We start from the raw sequence: 16,547 nt of genomic DNA, 5'->3' as shown, positions 1-16,547 counted from the left end.
TGTGATCGCCGCATGGGCCAATCATCCCGTTTCCGGGCCGCCCCGCCCATTTCTCTGCGGCGGCCGTCCGATAGCCCCGTTACTGGTTGTTCTGACGCCCCAGGAAGCGCGGGATATCGACGCCGTCGTCCTTGCTTCCCTCATCCGCCTCGGGTGCCGCTCCGCCGCGCGAGAGGCGCGACATCCGCTCGAACAGCGTGCCGCCGCCGACCGACGCCCGCGCGGGCGGTTCGGGAGCCTGCGCAAGCGCGGGGTTGGCGTTCGCCGGCTCAGGTGCCGGAGCCGCCGCCTGCACCTCGGCCTCGCCAAGCACGAGTTCGTCGGCGGTATCGTCATAGGTCGCGGCGACCTGCGACAATTCCATCGGCTCCTCTTCGGCGGCAACCTCGGCCTCGGCCGTGTCGTTCAGCGAAAAGCCGGGGACGGGATCGCGATCCTCGGCAACCGGAGCCGCTTCGGTTTCGGTCGCGGCGAACGGCACTTCCTGAACCTCGGGTTCGATCGACTCCTCGGCGACCGGAGCGGGCGCCGCCGGGCGCGGGGCGAACGAGAAGCTGCGCGCCGCGGGCGTGGGCGCCGCCTGCTCGCCGGTGCCGTCGATGCCGGTGGCGACCACTGACACGCGAATCTTGCCTTCCAGAGATTCGTTGAAGGCGCTGCCCCAGATGATGTTCGCGTCGGGATCGACCAGTTCGCGAATATGGTTCGCGGCCTCGTCGACCTCCATCAGGCGCATGTCCTCGCCGCCGACGATCGATACGATGACGCCCTTGGCGCCCGCCATCGACACGCCGTCGAGCAGCGGGTTGGCGATCGCCTTCTGCGCTGCCTCGAGCGCGCGACCGTCGCCTTCGGCCTCGCCGGTGCCCATCATCGCCTTGCCCATCTCGCGCATCACGCTGCGCACGTCGGCGAAGTCGAGGTTGATGAGGCCGGGCATGACCATCAGGTCGGTGATACCGCGCACGCCCTGCTGCAACACCTCGTCCGCCATGCTGAACGCTTCCTTGAAGGTCGTGTTCGGGTTGGCGACGAGGAAGAGATTCTGGTTCGGGATGACGATCAGCGTGTCGACATGCTCCTGCAGCTCGGCGATGCCGGTCTCGGCGGAGCGCATGCGGCGCTGCCCTTCGAAGGTGAAGGGTTTGGTCACGACGCCGACGGTCAATATGCCCTTGTCGCGCGCGGCCTTCGCGATCACCGGCGCCGCGCCGGTGCCGGTGCCGCCACCCATGCCGGCCGCAACGAAACACATGTGCGCGCCGTTCAGCGCTTCCTCGACCTGGTTGATGCTTTCCTCTGCCGCGGCGCGCCCGACCTCGGGTCGCGAGCCGGCGCCGAGGCCTTGGGTGATCTGTGTCCCCAGTTGGATTCGCCGTTCGGCCGGCGAAGCGTTGAGCGCCTGCGCATCGGTGTTGGCGACGACGAAATCGACGCCCTCGACCCGCGCCGCGATCATGTTGGCGATGGCATTGCCGCCCGCACCGCCGACGCCGATCACCGCGATGCGCGGCTTCAGCTCGTCGACCTGCGGCGGGCCAATATTGATGCTCATCCGATATTCTCCCTGCAGCGGCGAACCCTTGCCGCCTGCCTTACCATGCGACCCACCAGACGGTGGTCCTGCCGCCCGGATTCCAGTCACCGCATTGCACTATTGTGACGCCGGAATCACCCAAAAAATTAACCTTTCGCGCTCGCTGCGATCAAAAACTGCTTTTGAGCGCCGCCGCCAGCCGATGAAGGATCGACGCGCCCTTCGGACGGTGGATGTCCTGCGCCATCATCGGCAGATCGCGCAGGTCGACCGGGTCCGACGCCGCATAGAGAACCAGACCCGCGAGCGTCGCGAAAGCCGGTCCCGAATGCGCATCGGGCAGGCCGTGCAGCCCACGCGGTCGCCCGATGCGCGCGGCCCGGCCGAGCGCGCTCTGCGTGTAGTCGGCGATCCCTTTCAGGTCGGCGCCGCCGCCAACGAGCACCACCTGACGCCCGACTGGCCCGACGAAATGCAAATCCTTCAGCGTCCGGCCGATCTCGCCCATCATCGCGTCGAGCCGCTGACGGATCACCGCGACGAGCTGCGCGCGATTGATGCGCGGCGATTCGGCGCCGGCCGGCGCGCCCGGATCGAGTTCGATCACCTCATTATTGTCGCGCGGGCTCGCCGAAGCCGAGCCGTAGAAGCTCTGGAGCCGCTGTGCCTGACTGCGACGGATGCCGAAGGCGGAGGCGATGTCGTCGGTGATGTCGCTGGCGCCGAAGGGCAGCGACGCCATCTCGACGAGCATGCCGCCCGCAAAGAGCGACACGGTCGTCACCGCCGCGCCCAGTTCGACGAGCGCGACGCCAAGGTCGCGTTCCTCGTCGGACAGGCAAGCGAGCCCCGCGGCGACCGGCGAGGCGACGACCGCGTTGACGTCGAGATGCGCCTGCCGAACCGCGGCCTCCAGATTCCGCACCGGCGCGCCGTCGGCCATGATGATGTGGATGTCGACCCCGAGCCGGTCGGCGTGGAGGCCGATCGGATTCTTGACCCCGGTCAGCCCATCGAGCGTGTAGAGCGCCGGCTGCGCGTGCAGGATCATCCGCCCCTCAGGGTCGATGCCGGCGCGGCCTGCGGCAAGCAGGTCGTCGATATCCTCCTGCTCGATGCGGTGGCCGCCAAGCTCGCTCTCGATCGGCGCCACGTCGCTCAGAAGGCTGCCGGCCGAAAAACTGACCCACACATCGTCGATGTTCAGCCCCGCGATCCGCTCGGCCTGTTCGATCGCTTCGCGCACGATATGCTCGGTCTGCTCCATGTCGGCGACGTAACCGCGCTGGACGCCCCGGCTTTCGCGCTGGCCGGTACCAAGCACGTGGAGCTGACCGTCGGCGGTCTGCCCCGCAATCAGCGCGCAGACCTTCCACGACCCGACGTCGAGCGCGGTGATGATCTTTTCGATGCGCGGCGGCGCCATATTATCCCTCGTTCACCGAACTGGCAGCCAGGGCTTCGGCAGCGTCGCGCGCGTCGTTCAGCTTCGCGGGCGCCACCTGCCCCTCGTGCGGCAGGCGTAGCACGAAACGGCTCGGATCGCGCATGTCGAAGCGCAATATGCCGCGCCCGAGCAGACGGTTGGCGCCGTCCATATGCGCGAATTTGGCAAGTGCCTTCTTCGCTTCGGCCTCGCCTTCGGGAAGCGACAGCGTCTCCCCGCTGCGAAAGCGCAGGTCCCAGCGCCGGTTGCCGACCCAGGTCGCACCCGCCAGCAGTTCCTTGAGGCTGCTCGCCTCGGCGAGCAGCCGGTCGAGATCCTGCGACCGCTGGTTCGCGTGCGGCCCGATGACGAGCGGCAGGTCGGGCATCGTCGCGACGGTGACCGGTTCGAGCACCACGCCCTTTTTGTCGATCAGCGACAGCCGACCATTATGCTGCCAGATCGCGGCCGGCGTGCGTTCGACGATATCGACGACAAGCGTGTCGGGGAGCCGCCGCGATACCCGCGCATCCTGAATCCACCCATATTTCATCAGGTCGGCACGCACGCCTTCCAGATCGACCGCCGCCATCGAGCGGTCCTTCTGCGCGAGCGCGATGTCATAGACCTTGAGCCGGTCGATCCGCTCGGCCCCGACGACCTCGACTTTCTTCACCTGAAAGCCGGCACGGGCGACGGCCTGCGCCCATTCCTCGTTGATTTTCGCCGTGACGCCGGTCGCGTGCGCGCCCACCGCGATCAACGCCGCGAGACTGACGCCGATCGTCCAGTTGGCCACGCGCTGGAGCGTCGCGGGGCTGACCGGCAGCGCATTGATGAAGGCGTCGAGGCGCGAGGTCTGAACCTTGCGCCGCTTTTTCGGCGTCCGCGCCGGGCGGCGCGGCGGCGCCTTGGCGCGCTTGATCCGGGTGCTGCTCATAACGCTTCCTCCACGATGCGTTCGACGAGCTCGGCATAGTCGATGCCGATCGCCCGCGCCTGTTCGGGCACGAGGCTCAGGGGTGTCATCCCCGGCTGGGTATTGACCTCGAGCAGGAAAATACCCGCAAGGCCATGCTCGTCGTCCCAGCGAAAATCGGACCGCGAGGCACCCTTGCAGCCGAGCAAGCGGTGCGCCTCGAGCGCGAGGCCCTTCATCCGCTCCGCTATCTCCGCCGGCACGTCGGCGGGGCAGACATGTTGGGTCAATCCGGGCGTATATTTGGCATCATAATCATAGAAGCCCGTTTTCACCAAAAGTTCGGTCACCCCGAGCGCCTGATCGCCAAGCACCGCGACGGTGAGCTCGCGCCCCTTGATGAAGGGTTCGGCGAGCAGACGGTCGAACTCCTGCCAGGGGCCCACCGCCTCTCGCGCGATCGGATTGCCGTAATTGCTGTCGTCCTTGACGATCGCAACGCCGACCGACGAGCCTTCGTTGACCGGCTTGAGGACATAAGGGCGCGGCAAGGGATCGGTCGAAAAGATACTTTCGCTGTCGACCATGACCCCCGTCGGCATGGGCACGCCATGTGGCACGAGCGCCTGCTTCGTCAATTCCTTGTCGATCGCGATCACCGAGGTAACGAGTCCGCTGTGGGTATATTTGAGGCCCATCAGGTCCAGCATGCCCTGCACCGTCCCGTCTTCGCCGGGAACGCCGTGGAGCGCGTTGAACACGATGTCGGGCTTCGCCTCGGCGAGCCGCAGCGCGACGTCGCGGTCCATGTCGATGCGCGTAACCCGATGCCCGCGCGATTCGAGCGCGTCGGCGATGCCTTGGCCGCTCGACAGCGACACCTCGCGCTCGGCCGACCAGCCGCCCATCAGGACGGCGACATGCCACGGCCCCCGGCTCACTTCGCCACTCCCACGCGCTGAATCTCCCATTGCAGGTCTATGCCGCTCTTCGCCTTCACGCGGCGGCGCACTTCTTCGCCCAGCGCTTCGATGTCGGCGCTGGTGCCGGTGCCGGTGTTGATCAGAAAATTGGTGTGCTTCTCGCTGACCTGCGCGCCGCCGACCGTCAGCCCGCGGCAGCCGGCCGCGTCGACGAGTTGCCACGCCTTGTGCCCATCGGGGTTCTTGAAGGTCGAACCGCCGGTCTTCGAGCGCAGCGGCTGCGAGGCTTCGCGGCTCGCCGAGATGCGGTCCATCTCGGCCTGGATCGCCTGCGGCTCGCCTGGACGGCCGCGGAAGGTCGCACCGATCACGACCGCGCCCTCGGGCAATCCGCTGTGGCGATAGCTGTAGTCGAGATCGGTGAGCGCGAGCATGCGGCGTTCGCCCGTGCGCAGCACCACCTCAGCCTCGACCAATATGTCCTTGACCTCGCTGCCGTAAGCGCCGCCGTTCATGCGCACGAAGCCGCCGACGGTGCCGGGAATCGAGCGCAAGAATTCGAGCCCCGCAACTCCCGCGTCACGCGCGGTCGAGGAGACGAGAATGCCCGATGCGCCGCCGCCGCAGCGCAGCATCGTCGCGTCGATGGCCTCGACCGTCGCAAACGCCTTGCCGAGCCGAACAACGACGCCCGGAAAGCCGCCATCGCGGACAATCAGGTTGGAACCGAGGCCGAGTGCCATGACGGGAATGGCGTGATCGAGGTCGCGGAGGAAATCGGCGAGATCATCGGCGTCCCTCGGCTCGAACAGCCAGTCGGCGGGACCGCCCGACTTGAACCAGACCAGTGGAGCCAACGGAGCGCGAGGCGTTAGCTTGCCGCGGACATTCTCAAATGCCGTTTGCCCTGAGCTTGTCGAAGGGCCGCTCTTCCTTCTTTCCGTCGCAGAAGAAAAAGACTGTCCTTCGACAAGCTCGGGACGAACGGTTTTGGGATCGGAGGTCATTGCTGTCCCTCCACCGCCGCCGCCAGCCCCGCCGCAACCTTTGTGATGTCGCCGGCACCGAGACAGATGATCTTGTCGCCCGCGCCGATGGCGTCCGAGCGGATCGCTTCGGCGACCGCGGCGGCGAGCGCGGCGGCGTCGGCGACGGTCGCGGCGTGGCGGTGGCCGCGGTCGCGCAGGCCCGCGACCAGCGCGTCGGAGGACACGCCCTCGATCGGCGCCTCGCCTGCCGCATAGACGGGAAGCGCGAGGACTATGTCGGCGTCGTTGAACGCCTGCTGGAAGTCATCCATATGATCGCGCAGCCGGGTGAAGCGATGCGGCTGGACCACGGCAACGACGCGCCCCGCCCCGACGCCCTCGCGCGCAGCGGCGAGCACGGCGCGGATTTCGACCGGGTGGTGGCCGTAATCGTCGATGACCGTCACGACACCCTCACCCGCCGCGATCTCGCCGACCTTGGTGAAGCGGCGCTTGACGCCCGCAAAACCGTTGAAGCCGGAGGCGATCTTGTCGTCGGAAACGCCCATGTGCAGCGCCACCGCGATCGCAGCGAGCGCGTTCTGCACATTGTGGCGTCCCGACATCGGCAGGTGGATGCCCGGAATCGTGCGGCTATCGCCATCGCGGTCGCGCACCACGACGTCGAAGCGGTTACCGTCGGGGCACGGCGTCACATTGGTGCCACGCACGTCGGCCTGGGCCGAGAAGCCATAGGTGACGATGCGGCGGTCGCGGATGCGCGGAATAATCGCCTGCACCTCGGGGTGATCGAGACAGAGCATCGCGGCGCCATAAAAGGGCACATTCTCGATGAACTCGACGAAGGCGGCCTTGATCGCGTCGAAGCCGCCATAATGGTCGAGATGTTCAGGATCGATGTTGGTGACGACCGCGACCGTGCCGTCGAGGCGCAGGAAGCTGCCGTCGCTCTCGTCGGCCTCGACCACCATCCAGTCCGACGCTCCGAGCCGCGCGTTCGATCCGTAATTGTTGATGATCCCACCGTTGATGACGGTCGGGTCGATCCCGCCCGCATCGAGTAGCGCCGCGACGAGGCTGGTGGTCGTCGTCTTGCCGTGCGTCCCCGCGATGGCGACGGTCGACTTGAGGCGCATCAGCTCGGCAAGCATCTCGGCGCGGCGGACGATGGGGATGCGCTGGGCGAGCGCCGCCTCGACCTCCGGGTTGCCGCGCTTGACCGCAGTCGAGGTGACGACGACGGCGACGCCCTCGACATTCTCCGGCGCGTGGCCGACCGCGACCTTGATGCCGCGCTTCCTGAGGCCTTCGACGACGTAGCTGTCGGCGATATCGCTGCCCTGCACCTGATAGCCGAGATTGTGCATGACCTCGGCAATGCCCGACATGCCGATACCACCGATGCCGATGAAGTGGATGATGCCGATGTCGGTCGCGACGCCGCGCATCAGCTCGCCTCCCGCCGTGCCGCCGCGACACCCGCCGCCTTGCGCTGCGCGCTCGCGCCGACACGGATCACGTCCATCAGCGGCGGCGGCGCAAAGCTTTCGACGAGATCGGCGAGGTCGCGCGTCGCTTCAGGAAGACCGCAGCGCGCGGCGTTCTCTGCTGCGGTTTCGAGCGCGCCGCGTTCGAGTGCCATGCGCTGAATCTGCTTGGCGAGCGCGGCGGGCGTGAAGTCGCCTTGCGGAATCGACTGCGCGCCATGCGCCTCGACCAGATCGACGACGTTCCAGGTCTGATGATCGTCCATCGCATGCGGATAGGGCACGAAGATCGCGGGGCGTCCGGCACAGGCAAGCTCGGCGACGGTCGAGGCGCCGGCGCGGCCGATGAACAGATGCGCCCAGCGCAGCCGTTCGGGCAGGTCGGCGATATAGGGCGCGCATTCGGCGGCGACGCCAAGCTCGGCATATTTGCCGCGCACCGCCTCCAGATCCTCCTCGCGCGCCTGCTGGACGACCTGCAACCGTTCGAGCAGCGCCTTGGGCAGCATCGCGACGGCGGCGGGAACCACGTCGGACAGGATGGTCGCGCCCAGGCTGCCGCCAACGACGAGAAGGCGCAATATGCCGTCCTCGGGCAGCGGCGGATAGCCGTCGTCGCGGATCGCGATCACCTCTTCGCGCACCGGATTGCCGGTCAGATGGCGCTTCATCGCGAGCTTCTCGGGGAAGCGATGAATGTTGCGATAGGCGACCGCGATGCCGTCGACGCGCGACGCCATCAGCCGATTGGTGCGGCCGAGCACGGCATTCTGTTCGTGGATCACGCTCGGCCTCTTCGTCGCCCGCGCCGCGAGCAGGCTGGGAAGCGAGGGATAGCCGCCGAAGCCGACGACGACCGCGGGGTCGAATTCGCGGATCAGGTCGATGGCCATGCGGCGCCCCTTGCGAATCGCGAGCGCGGCCTTGAGCCAGCCGGCGGGGCCGCCGGTCACGCGGCCGGCGGGCAGGACATGCACCTCCACCTCCGCCGGGGCGCCGGGAATCTTCAGGCCGCGGTCGTCGCTGACCAGCGCGACGCGATGCCCGCGCGCGATCAGTTCGCCGGCGAGCGCATAGGCAGGCAGCATATGGCCGCCGGTGCCCCCGGCGGCGAGCAGGAAGTGGCGCGTTGCGGTCATTTCGGGGCGCTCATTTCTTGTTCCAGTTGCGGGTCATCGACACCCGCGCCGCATAGGGGTTTCGCCGGGTCAGCGACAAGAGCAAACCCATGCCGATCGACAGCGCGATGAAGGAGGAGCCGCCATAGCTGATGAAGGGCAGGGTCATGCCCTTCGACGGAAAGAGCTGGGTGTTCACCGCCATATTGATGATCGCCTGTCCCCCGAACTGCGCGATCAGCGCGGTGACGGCGAGGATCAGGAAGCTGTCCTCCTCGTCGAGCAGGCGGACGAGGACGCGGACGATGATCGCCAGATAGAGGATCGCGATGGCGATGCAGGCGATGATCCCGAACTCCTCGCCGATCACCGAGAAGATATAGTCGGTGTGCGCTTCGGGAAGCTGGAACTTGGCGAGGCCGGCGCCGGGGCCGGTACCGATCAGCCCGCCTGCGGTCAGCGTCGCATGCGCCTTGTCGACCTGATAGCTGTCGCCGCTTTCGAACAGCCAGATGTTGATGCGCTGCTGCGCGACCGGATAGAAGAAATAGGCGAGCACGATGCCGGCGATGCCCGCCGCGCCGAGCATCGCCATGATCCGCATCGACAGGCCGGCGACGAGGACGAGCACGAACCAGGTCGCGGCGAAGATGATCGTCTGGCCGAGGTCGGGCTGGCCCATCAGCAGCACCGCAATCACCCCGGTCAGCACGAAGGAGAGCGGGACCACGGGCAGGCTCTGGTCGTGGAGGCGGAGCGACAGGACCCATGCGAGCGACACGGCGAAGAAGGGTTTCAGGAACTCCGACGGCTGGAGCCGGAAGACGCCGCTGCCGATCCAGCGCTGCGCGCCGTTCACCGCGGTGCCGATCAGCGGCACGAGGAACAGCAGCGCGGCGAAGGCGATCGTGCCATAGATGGCGAAGCGCCGCGCCTGCGGCTTCGGCAGCATCGAAACCCCCAGCATCACCGGCACGCCGACCATGACCCACATGAGCTGGCGATAGAAATAATAGAGCGGGTCGAGGCTGGCGGTCGTGGTCGACAGCTTTTGCGCCGCGACCGGGGAGGCGGCGGCCACCGCGACCAGCCCGATCGCGACCAGCATCGACACGAGCAGCAGCAGCACGCGGTCGATTTCCCAGAACCACAGGCCCAGCGGGGTGCGGTCGGCACGGCTGAGCCGCGGGCCGCGCCGCTTGACGCTGCGGGCCGCCGCGATCACCGGCCGTTCGGCTGTCCTGTCCATCGGGTCCATCCCTCCGCTCATACCCTCAGCGCCTTGACGATATCGCGGAAACTGTCGCCGCGCGCTTCATAATCGCTGAACTGGTCGAACGAGGCGCAGGCGGGCGACAGCAGCACGATATCGCCCGGCACCGCCGCCGCGGCGGCGTGCGCCACCGCAGTCGCCAGATCGCCCGCCATGTCCACGGGAATGGCATCGCCGATTTCGTCGGCGAACCCCTCCATCGCCTCGCCGATCAGATAGGCGCGCTTGACGTGGCCGAACCACGGCCGGCAGGCCGCGAGTCCGTCGCCCTTCGCCTGCCCCCCCGCGATCCAGTGCAAACGCTGGTCCGGCGCCGGCGGAAAAGCCGCCAGCGCCGGTGCAGCGGAAGCCGCGTTGGTCGCCTTGCTGTCATTGTACCAGCCGACGCCACGGGCTTCGCCGATCCATTCCATGCGATGCGGCAACGACCGATAGGTCGCGAGGCCGCATTCGATTGCTTCGTCGCCGAGGCCGAGCACCCGGCACACCGCGATGGCGCAGACCGCATTCTGCGCATTGTGCGGCCCCTGCAGCGCGGGCCAGCGCGCCTGGTCGACGGGGTCGATATCCTTCGCCGAGACGCGGTGGAGACGATGGTTGATGCGCCCCGCGATCGCCTTCGACGGATCGTCGTCGGTCGCTACGATCGCGACCTGGTCGCGGTGCTGGAGTGCGAAGAGCCTCGCCTTCGACGCGGCGTAGCCGGCAAAGCCGTCATAGCGGTCGAGATGGTCGGGCGTCAGGTTGGTCAACACCGCAACATCGCAGGCGAGGCTGTGTGCAAGATCGATCTGATAGCTCGACAGTTCGAGCACATAAACGCCCCCTTCCGGAAGCGGGTCCCGGGCGAGGATCGGCAGGCCGATATTGCCGCCCATCAGCGCGGGAATGCCGGCGCTTTCCAGCATGTGCGTGACGAGCGCGGTCACGGTGGACTTGCCGTTGGTGCCGGTGATGCCGACGACCCGGTGCGCGGGCAATTCGGCAGCCACCTCGGCGAACAGCTCGATATCGCCGATCACGGGCACATGCGCCGTGCGGGCGTGGGCGGCGATCGGGTGGCGGTTCAGCGGCACGCCGGGCGAGACGACGACGCCCGCGAAGCCGATCAGGTCGATCTCCAGCGGATCGCCGATGTCGGCGCCCAATGCCATCGCCGCGTCGCGCGCCTCCTCGCGCGTATCCCAGGCGGTGACGCCGGCGCCGCTGGCGACCAGCGCCTCGACGGTCGCCAGCCCCGAGCGCGCCAGTCCCAGCACCGCATAGCGGCGACCGGCAAAGGCGCGCGAGACGATCACCGCAGCTTGAGCGTCGCGAGCCCCGCGAGCGCGAGGACGATCGAGACGATCCAGAAGCGGATGACCACGGTCGATTCCGGCCATCCGAGCTGCTCGAAATGATGATGGATCGGCGCCATGCGGAAGACGCGCCGACCGGTCCGCTTGTACCAGAAGACCTGGATGATGACCGACAGCGCCTCGACCACGAACAGCCCGCCAACGAGGACCAGCACCAGCTCGTGCTGCGCGGTGACCGCGATCGTCGCGAGCGCGCCGCCCAGCGCGAGGCTGCCGGTATCGCCCATGAACACCGCCGCGGGCGGGGCGTTGAACCACAGGAAGGCCAGGCAGGCGCCGATAATCGCGGCGGCAAAGATCGCAAGCTCCCCCGCCCCCGGCACATGCGGGATGCCGAGATAGCCGGCGAACTTGGCGTTGCCCGACAGATAGACGATCAGCAGGAAGGTCAGGCTGGCGATGATAACCGGAAAGGTCGCCAGCCCGTCGAGCCCGTCGGTCAGGTTCACCGCATTGCCGAAGCCGACGATCAGCACCATCGCGAAGATATAATAGAAGGGACCCAGCGGGATATAGATGTCGCTCAGGAACGGCAGGTACAGGTCGGTGCCGGTGCGCGAGACGATCAACAGCACCGCGATGCCCGCGATGATGAATTCCAGCAACAGCCGCACCCGTCCCGGAATGCCGCGGTGGCTGCCCTTGGTCACCTTGTCGAGATCGTCCATGAAGCCGACCGCCGCGAAGCCGCCGGTCACGAACAGGCAGGCCCAGACGAAGCGATTGGACAGGTCCATCCACAACAGCGCGGAGATCATCAGCGCGATCAGGATCATCAGCCCGCCCATGGTGGGCGTGCCCTTTTTGGCGAGGTGGCTCTGCGGCCCGTCGTCGCGGATCGGCTGCCCCTTCCCCTGCCGCATCCGCAGCATCAGGATAAAGCGCGGGCCGATCCACAGCCCGATGATGAGCGCTGTCGCCACCGCCGCCCCCGAACGGAAGCTCAGGTAGCGAATGAGGTTGAGCGCCCCCGGAAAGCCAAGCCATTCCGCCAGCCAGTATAACATCAATAGTCCCCATGGGTCAGCGCCGTCACGACATGCGACAGGCCGACGCTGTTCGATCCCTTGACCAGCACGATATCGCCGGCACGGATCACGTCCCCCAGCCGCGCGGTAGCGGCCGAGTGGGCGGCCACATGCTCGAAATCGATGCGCCCCTCAAGCGCTTTGGCGAGCGGCGCCATCTCTTCGCCGACAAGCAGGGCGAATTGCACTCCGGCTGCGACGAGCGGAGCGGCGAGACCGGCGTGCCAGGCATCGCCCCCCGGGCCCAGTTCCTTCATGCTCCCAAGGATCGCAACCTTGCGGCCTGCGGATTCGCTCCCGAGTTGCTCGATCGTCGCCGCCATCGACGCCGGGTTGGCGTTATAGCTTTCGTCGATCAGCAGGATCTCACCCCCCGCGACGGGCAGGCGGTGCCGCGCGCCGCGCCCCGCTAGCCCGCCCATTTCCGCGAAGGCGAGGCCCGCGGCGGGCAGATCGCCGCCGACCGCCTTGACCGCGGCGAGCACCGCAAGCGCATTCGACACCCAATGCGCGCCGGCCTGCGCGATGGTGAAGCAGAGTAGCGCATCCTGCACCTGCGCCGTGACCAGCGATCCGCCCTTGCCGTCCGAAAGCCAGTCGACCGCTCGAACGTCGGCGCCCTCGCCCAGCCCGAAGCTGACGATATGCCCCGCATGTTTTTCCGCCTTGGCGCGCAGCCGTGCATAATACGGACTGTCGAACGGGACGATCGCGGTGCCGCCGGGCTCGAGCCCCTCGAAAATCTCGCCCTTGGCGTCCGCAATCGCCTCTTCGCTGCCGAAATACTCCATATGCGCGGGGGCGATGGTGGTGACGATGGCGACGTGCGGACGCACCATGCGGGTCAGCCCGGCCAGTTCGCCCGCATGGTTCATCCCCATTTCGAACACGCCATAATCGGCCGAAGCCGGCATGCGCGCGAGGCTGAGCGGCACGCCGACGTGGTTATTGTAGCTCTTGACCGAGCGGTGCGCCTTGCCGGGGCGGAAGCGGTCGAGTGCGGCGAACAGCGCTTCCTTCGTCCCCGTCTTGCCCGCCGAGCCGGTGACGCCGACGATCCGCGCGCGGCTGCGCGCGCGCGACGCGACACCGAGCGCATTCAGCGCCGCGGCGCTGTCCGTAACGCGGACATGCGGATGGTCGACGGCGGTTTCGCAGAGGATTCCGGCGGCACCCGCGGCAATCGCCTTGTCGATGAATTTGTGCCCGTCGGTCGCCTCACCCTTCATCGCGATGAAGAGGTCGCCCTCAGTCACCTCGCGCGAATCGAAGGCGACGCCCTGCACCGCGAAGTCGGCGCTGGCGGTGCCGCCGGTTGCCGCCGCGAGAGCGCGCGCGGTCCACAGCGCGCTCATGCCGCTACCTCGCGCGCGACGGTCACATCGTCGAAGGGGATGACCCGCATCGCGTCGCCCGCGCCGACGATCTGGCCCTGCTCGTGTCCCTTGCCGGCGATACAGACGATGTCGTCGGCGCGCGCCTCGGCGATCGCAGCGGCGATCGCGGCGCGGCGGTCGCCGATCACCCGCGCATCGGGCGCGCCCACGGCGATGGCGTCGCGGATGGCGGCGGGGTCCTCGCCGCGCGGATTGTCGTCGGTGATGATCGCGACGTCGGCCTTGGCCGCCGCGACGCGGCCCATTTCGGGGCGCTTCGCCTGATCGCGGTCGCCGCCCGCGCCGAAGACCAGGATCAGCCGTCCGCTCGCATGCGGGCGCAGCGCGTCGAGCGCGGCTTCGATCGCGTCGGGGGTGTGGGCATAGTCGATATAGACCGGCGCGCCGGCGCGGGTGATCGCCGCGCGTTCGAGCCGCCCGCGCACCGGCTGGAGCCGGGCGAGATTGCCGAGCGTCTGCGCCGAATCGCCCCCGGTCGCGATGACGAGCCCCGCCGCGACGAGTGCATTGGCCGCCTGATAGGCGCCGATCAGCGGCAGCGTGACCTTTCGGGTCAGCGGCCCCGCCGCGATGGTCAGCGACTGGCCGAGCTGGGTCGGCTCGCGCGCGATCAGGCGCAGGTCCTCGCCATGCGCACCCACCGTCATGATCCGCAGACCGCGCTCCCTTGCTTCGTGCTCGGCCGCCGGCGACCACGGATCGTCGCTCCAGATCACGGCGGTGCCGTCCGCGTCGACCACCTCGCGGAACAACCGCATCTTCGCCGCCATATAGGCATCCATGTCGCCATGATAGTCGAGATGGTCGTGGCTGAGATTGGTGAAGGCGGCCGCCTTCACCGGCAGGCCTTCGGTGCGATACTGGTCGAGGCCGTGGCTCGACGCCTCGAATGCCGCGTGGGTCACGCCTTCGGCGGCGAGGCCTGCCATGTTGGTGAGGAAGGTGACGATATCGGGCGTGGTCAGCCCGGTCGACGCGCTGTCGTTCGACGTCGTGATGCCGAGCGTGCCGATCGAGGCGGCGTGAAAGCCCGCCATGCGCCAGAGCTGGCGCGTCATCTCGACCGTCGAGGTTTTGCCGTTGGTGCCGGTCACCGCGACGCAGGTTGCCGGGAAGCGGGGAAAGAAGCGTGCGGCGATACGGGCGAAGGCGCGGCGCGGATTGGCGTCGGCGACATGGACCGCACCCGCCACCTTCGCCTCGGGCCGCGCGACGACAGCGATCGCCCCTGCCCCGACCGCCGCAGGAATGAAATCCTCGCCGTTGAAGCGTTCGCCGACGAAGGCGCCGAAGATCGTTCCGGGCGCGACCTTGCGATGGTCGATCGCAAGGCCGGTGACGACCGAATCGGCATCGCGCGCCGGCATGGTGTCGAGCAGCGCCGACAACCGCATTATTTCTTGTCCCCGTTTCTCCACAGCAGCGGGGTCAGCTCGGAGACGTCGACGTCGCGGCTTTCGTCGGGATAGACGCCCAGCATCGGCCCTGCGCGCGTGATGACCTTCTTGACCACCGGCGCGACGGTCCAGCCCGCGGTGCGCTGGCCCGAGCTGAAGGCATTGCCCTTGGGCTCGTCGATCATCGCGATCACGACATAGCGCGGATTGTCCATCGGAAAGGCGGCGGCGAAGGTCGAGACGAGCGAGTGGCGGCGATAGCCGCCGGCGCCAGGCTTTTCGGCACTGCCCGTCTTGCCGCCGACGCGGAAACCCGGCGCATCGGCGTTGCGACCGGTACCGTCGGAAACGATCAGGCGCAGAAGCTGGCGCATCCGCGCGCTGGTCGATGCCTTGAAGACGCGGCGCCCCTGCGGCGGCGCCTGGTCGCCGAGCTTGAGCAGCGTGGCGGGGCGCCAGATGCCGCCGTTGACGAGCGCGGCATAGGCGCTCGCGAGATGCAGCGGCGTCACCGCGATGCCGTGACCATAGCTGGTCGTCATCGTCGTCACCCGACCCCAGCTCTTCGGCCACAGCGGGAAAGCGCGTTCCTTGAGCTCGATATGCGGGCGGCCATCGAAGCCGAGGCTGCGGAACAGCTCCTCCATCTTCTCGCGGCCAAGCTGGTCGCCGATCTGCGCGGTCACGATGTTCGAGCTGTGGATCAGGGTCTCGGGAACGTTGAGCCAGCGGTTCATCATGTGCGAATCGCGGATGTGGAAGCCGGCGATGGCGAGCGGCTTGGTCGCGTCGTAGCGCTTCGCCATGCTGGTGACGACGCCATTGTCGATCGCGGCGCCGATGGTCAGCGGCTTGAAGGTCGAGCCGAGCTCGTAGAGATTATAGGTCACGGCGTTGCGCCGCGCCGCGCCATTGTCGGGCACCAGCTTGTTCGGATTGTAGGTGGGCAGCGAGGTCATCGCCAGCACCTCGCCGGTGTGGACGTCGAGGATGATGCCCGCACCGCCGATCGCCTCCAGATTGGTGACCGCATTGCCCAGTTCGCTTTCGAGCACCCCCTGCACGCGCGCGTCGATCGACAGCGCGAGCGGCTGACCGCGCGTCGCGGCGTTGGTCAGCCGATCCTCGAAGGCGCTCTCGACCCCGGTGACGCCCTGTCCCTCGGCATTGGTGAAACCGAGGACATGCGCCGCGAGGGTGAGTTGCGGATAAAGGCGCTCCTTTTCGCGGGGGAATTCGAAGCCGATCTCGCCGATCGCGTTCACCGCCGCGACCTGGTCGGGCAGCGCGCGGCGGCGAATATAGGTCGGATGTTCCCCGGTCAGCTTCGCGAGCAGTTCCTCGCGGCTCATGTCGGGAAAGATCTTGCCCAACTCGGTCGCGAGATATTGCCGGTCGTTGAGCAGCTTCGACGGCACGACGCGGATCGAATAGCCGTCGATCGTCCGCGCAAGCGGGACGCCGTTGCGGTCGACGATGTCGGCGCGCGCCGGGACGAAGGCGGTCGCGCCCGACCGGTGTCCGGCCGAGGTATCGAAAAGCGCGAAAGCGAGGAGTCGGACCGACACGAGGCAAAAGGCCGCCATGAACAGCAGCATCAGGATCATCAGCCGCTGCTGCGCGGTCAGCAATATCTGCTGCCGCACCCCCGCGGTGCGAATCCTTGCCGGACGGACGACCAGCGTGTTCATCGCG

12 protein-coding genes and 1 pseudogene are annotated in these 16,547 nt (G+C 67.7%); all 13 read right to left on the bottom strand.

Annotation, left to right across the window (positions count from 1 at the left end; all coding sequences use genetic code 11):
* Positions 1-79 precede the first annotated feature (79 nt).
* Entirely contained in the window at positions 80-1,555 is a 1,476-nt protein-coding gene (gene ftsZ, locus FHR21_RS12975; RefSeq protein ID WP_184098962.1) for a cell division protein FtsZ, read from the bottom strand.
* Between the two features lie 151 nt (positions 1,556-1,706).
* A complete protein-coding gene (ftsA, locus tag FHR21_RS12970; protein ID WP_184098961.1) occupies positions 1,707-2,963 on the bottom strand; it encodes a cell division protein FtsA in 1,257 nt (418 codons plus the stop codon).
* A 1-nt stretch (position 2,964) separates the two neighbouring features.
* Complete coding sequence (locus tag FHR21_RS12965) at positions 2,965-3,903, bottom strand: cell division protein FtsQ/DivIB (RefSeq protein ID WP_184098959.1); 939 nt, start codon at positions 3,901-3,903, stop codon at positions 2,965-2,967.
* Positions 3,900-4,823 carry a D-alanine--D-alanine ligase gene (locus tag FHR21_RS12960; protein WP_184098957.1) on the bottom strand — a complete coding sequence of 308 codons (924 nt, stop codon included), beginning with the start codon at positions 4,821-4,823 and terminating at the stop codon, positions 3,900-3,902. Before FHR21_RS12960 ends, FHR21_RS12965 begins: the two co-directional genes overlap by 4 nt.
* A pseudogene (murB, locus tag FHR21_RS12955) lies at positions 4,820-5,704 on the bottom strand (UDP-N-acetylmuramate dehydrogenase); the annotation flags it as partial. The pseudogene murB and the gene FHR21_RS12960, both read right to left, overlap by 4 nt.
* A 104-nt stretch (positions 5,705-5,808) precedes the next feature.
* Complete coding sequence (gene murC / locus FHR21_RS12950; RefSeq protein WP_184098955.1) at positions 5,809-7,242, bottom strand: UDP-N-acetylmuramate--L-alanine ligase; 1,434 nt, start codon at positions 7,240-7,242, stop codon at positions 5,809-5,811.
* Positions 7,242-8,420, bottom strand: coding sequence for an undecaprenyldiphospho-muramoylpentapeptide beta-N-acetylglucosaminyltransferase (gene murG, locus FHR21_RS12945; RefSeq protein WP_184098953.1), 1,179 nt, complete (start codon positions 8,418-8,420; stop codon positions 7,242-7,244). The genes murC and murG overlap by 1 nt, the downstream gene beginning before the upstream one ends.
* A gap of 10 nt (positions 8,421-8,430) precedes the next feature.
* Positions 8,431-9,648 carry an FtsW/RodA/SpoVE family cell cycle protein gene (locus FHR21_RS12940; RefSeq protein ID WP_246427205.1) on the bottom strand — a complete coding sequence of 406 codons (1,218 nt, stop codon included), beginning with the start codon at positions 9,646-9,648 and terminating at the stop codon, positions 8,431-8,433.
* 17 nt (positions 9,649-9,665) lie between these two features.
* Complete coding sequence (gene murD, locus FHR21_RS12935) at positions 9,666-10,970, bottom strand: UDP-N-acetylmuramoyl-L-alanine--D-glutamate ligase (protein WP_184098949.1); 1,305 nt, start codon at positions 10,968-10,970, stop codon at positions 9,666-9,668.
* Positions 10,967-12,037, bottom strand: a complete 1,071-nt coding sequence (gene mraY, locus FHR21_RS12930; RefSeq protein ID WP_184098947.1) for a phospho-N-acetylmuramoyl-pentapeptide-transferase — start codon at positions 12,035-12,037, stop codon at positions 10,967-10,969. The genes murD and mraY overlap by 4 nt, the downstream gene beginning before the upstream one ends.
* Positions 12,037-13,413 (bottom strand): UDP-N-acetylmuramoyl-tripeptide--D-alanyl-D-alanine ligase, encoded by a 1,377-nt coding sequence (locus FHR21_RS12925; RefSeq protein ID WP_184098945.1) that lies wholly within the window; start codon positions 13,411-13,413, stop codon positions 12,037-12,039. The genes mraY and FHR21_RS12925 overlap by 1 nt, the downstream gene beginning before the upstream one ends.
* Positions 13,410-14,849: a UDP-N-acetylmuramoyl-L-alanyl-D-glutamate--2,6-diaminopimelate ligase gene (locus FHR21_RS12920; protein ID WP_184098943.1), complete on the bottom strand. Its 1,440-nt coding sequence runs from the start codon at positions 14,847-14,849 to the stop codon at positions 13,410-13,412. Before FHR21_RS12920 ends, FHR21_RS12925 begins: the two co-directional genes overlap by 4 nt.
* Entirely contained in the window at positions 14,849-16,543 is a 1,695-nt protein-coding gene (locus FHR21_RS12915; RefSeq protein WP_184098941.1) for a peptidoglycan D,D-transpeptidase FtsI family protein, read from the bottom strand. Before FHR21_RS12915 ends, FHR21_RS12920 begins: the two co-directional genes overlap by 1 nt.
* Positions 16,544-16,547: the final 4 nt, after the last annotated feature.

Origin of the sequence: Sphingopyxis panaciterrulae, from assembly GCF_014199295.1 — a bacterium.
GTDB classification, from domain to species: Bacteria; Pseudomonadota; Alphaproteobacteria; order Sphingomonadales; family Sphingomonadaceae; genus Sphingopyxis; species Sphingopyxis panaciterrulae.
The sequence above is the reverse complement of the archived record's forward strand: the minus strand, read 5'-3'. Positions and strand labels throughout refer to the sequence as shown.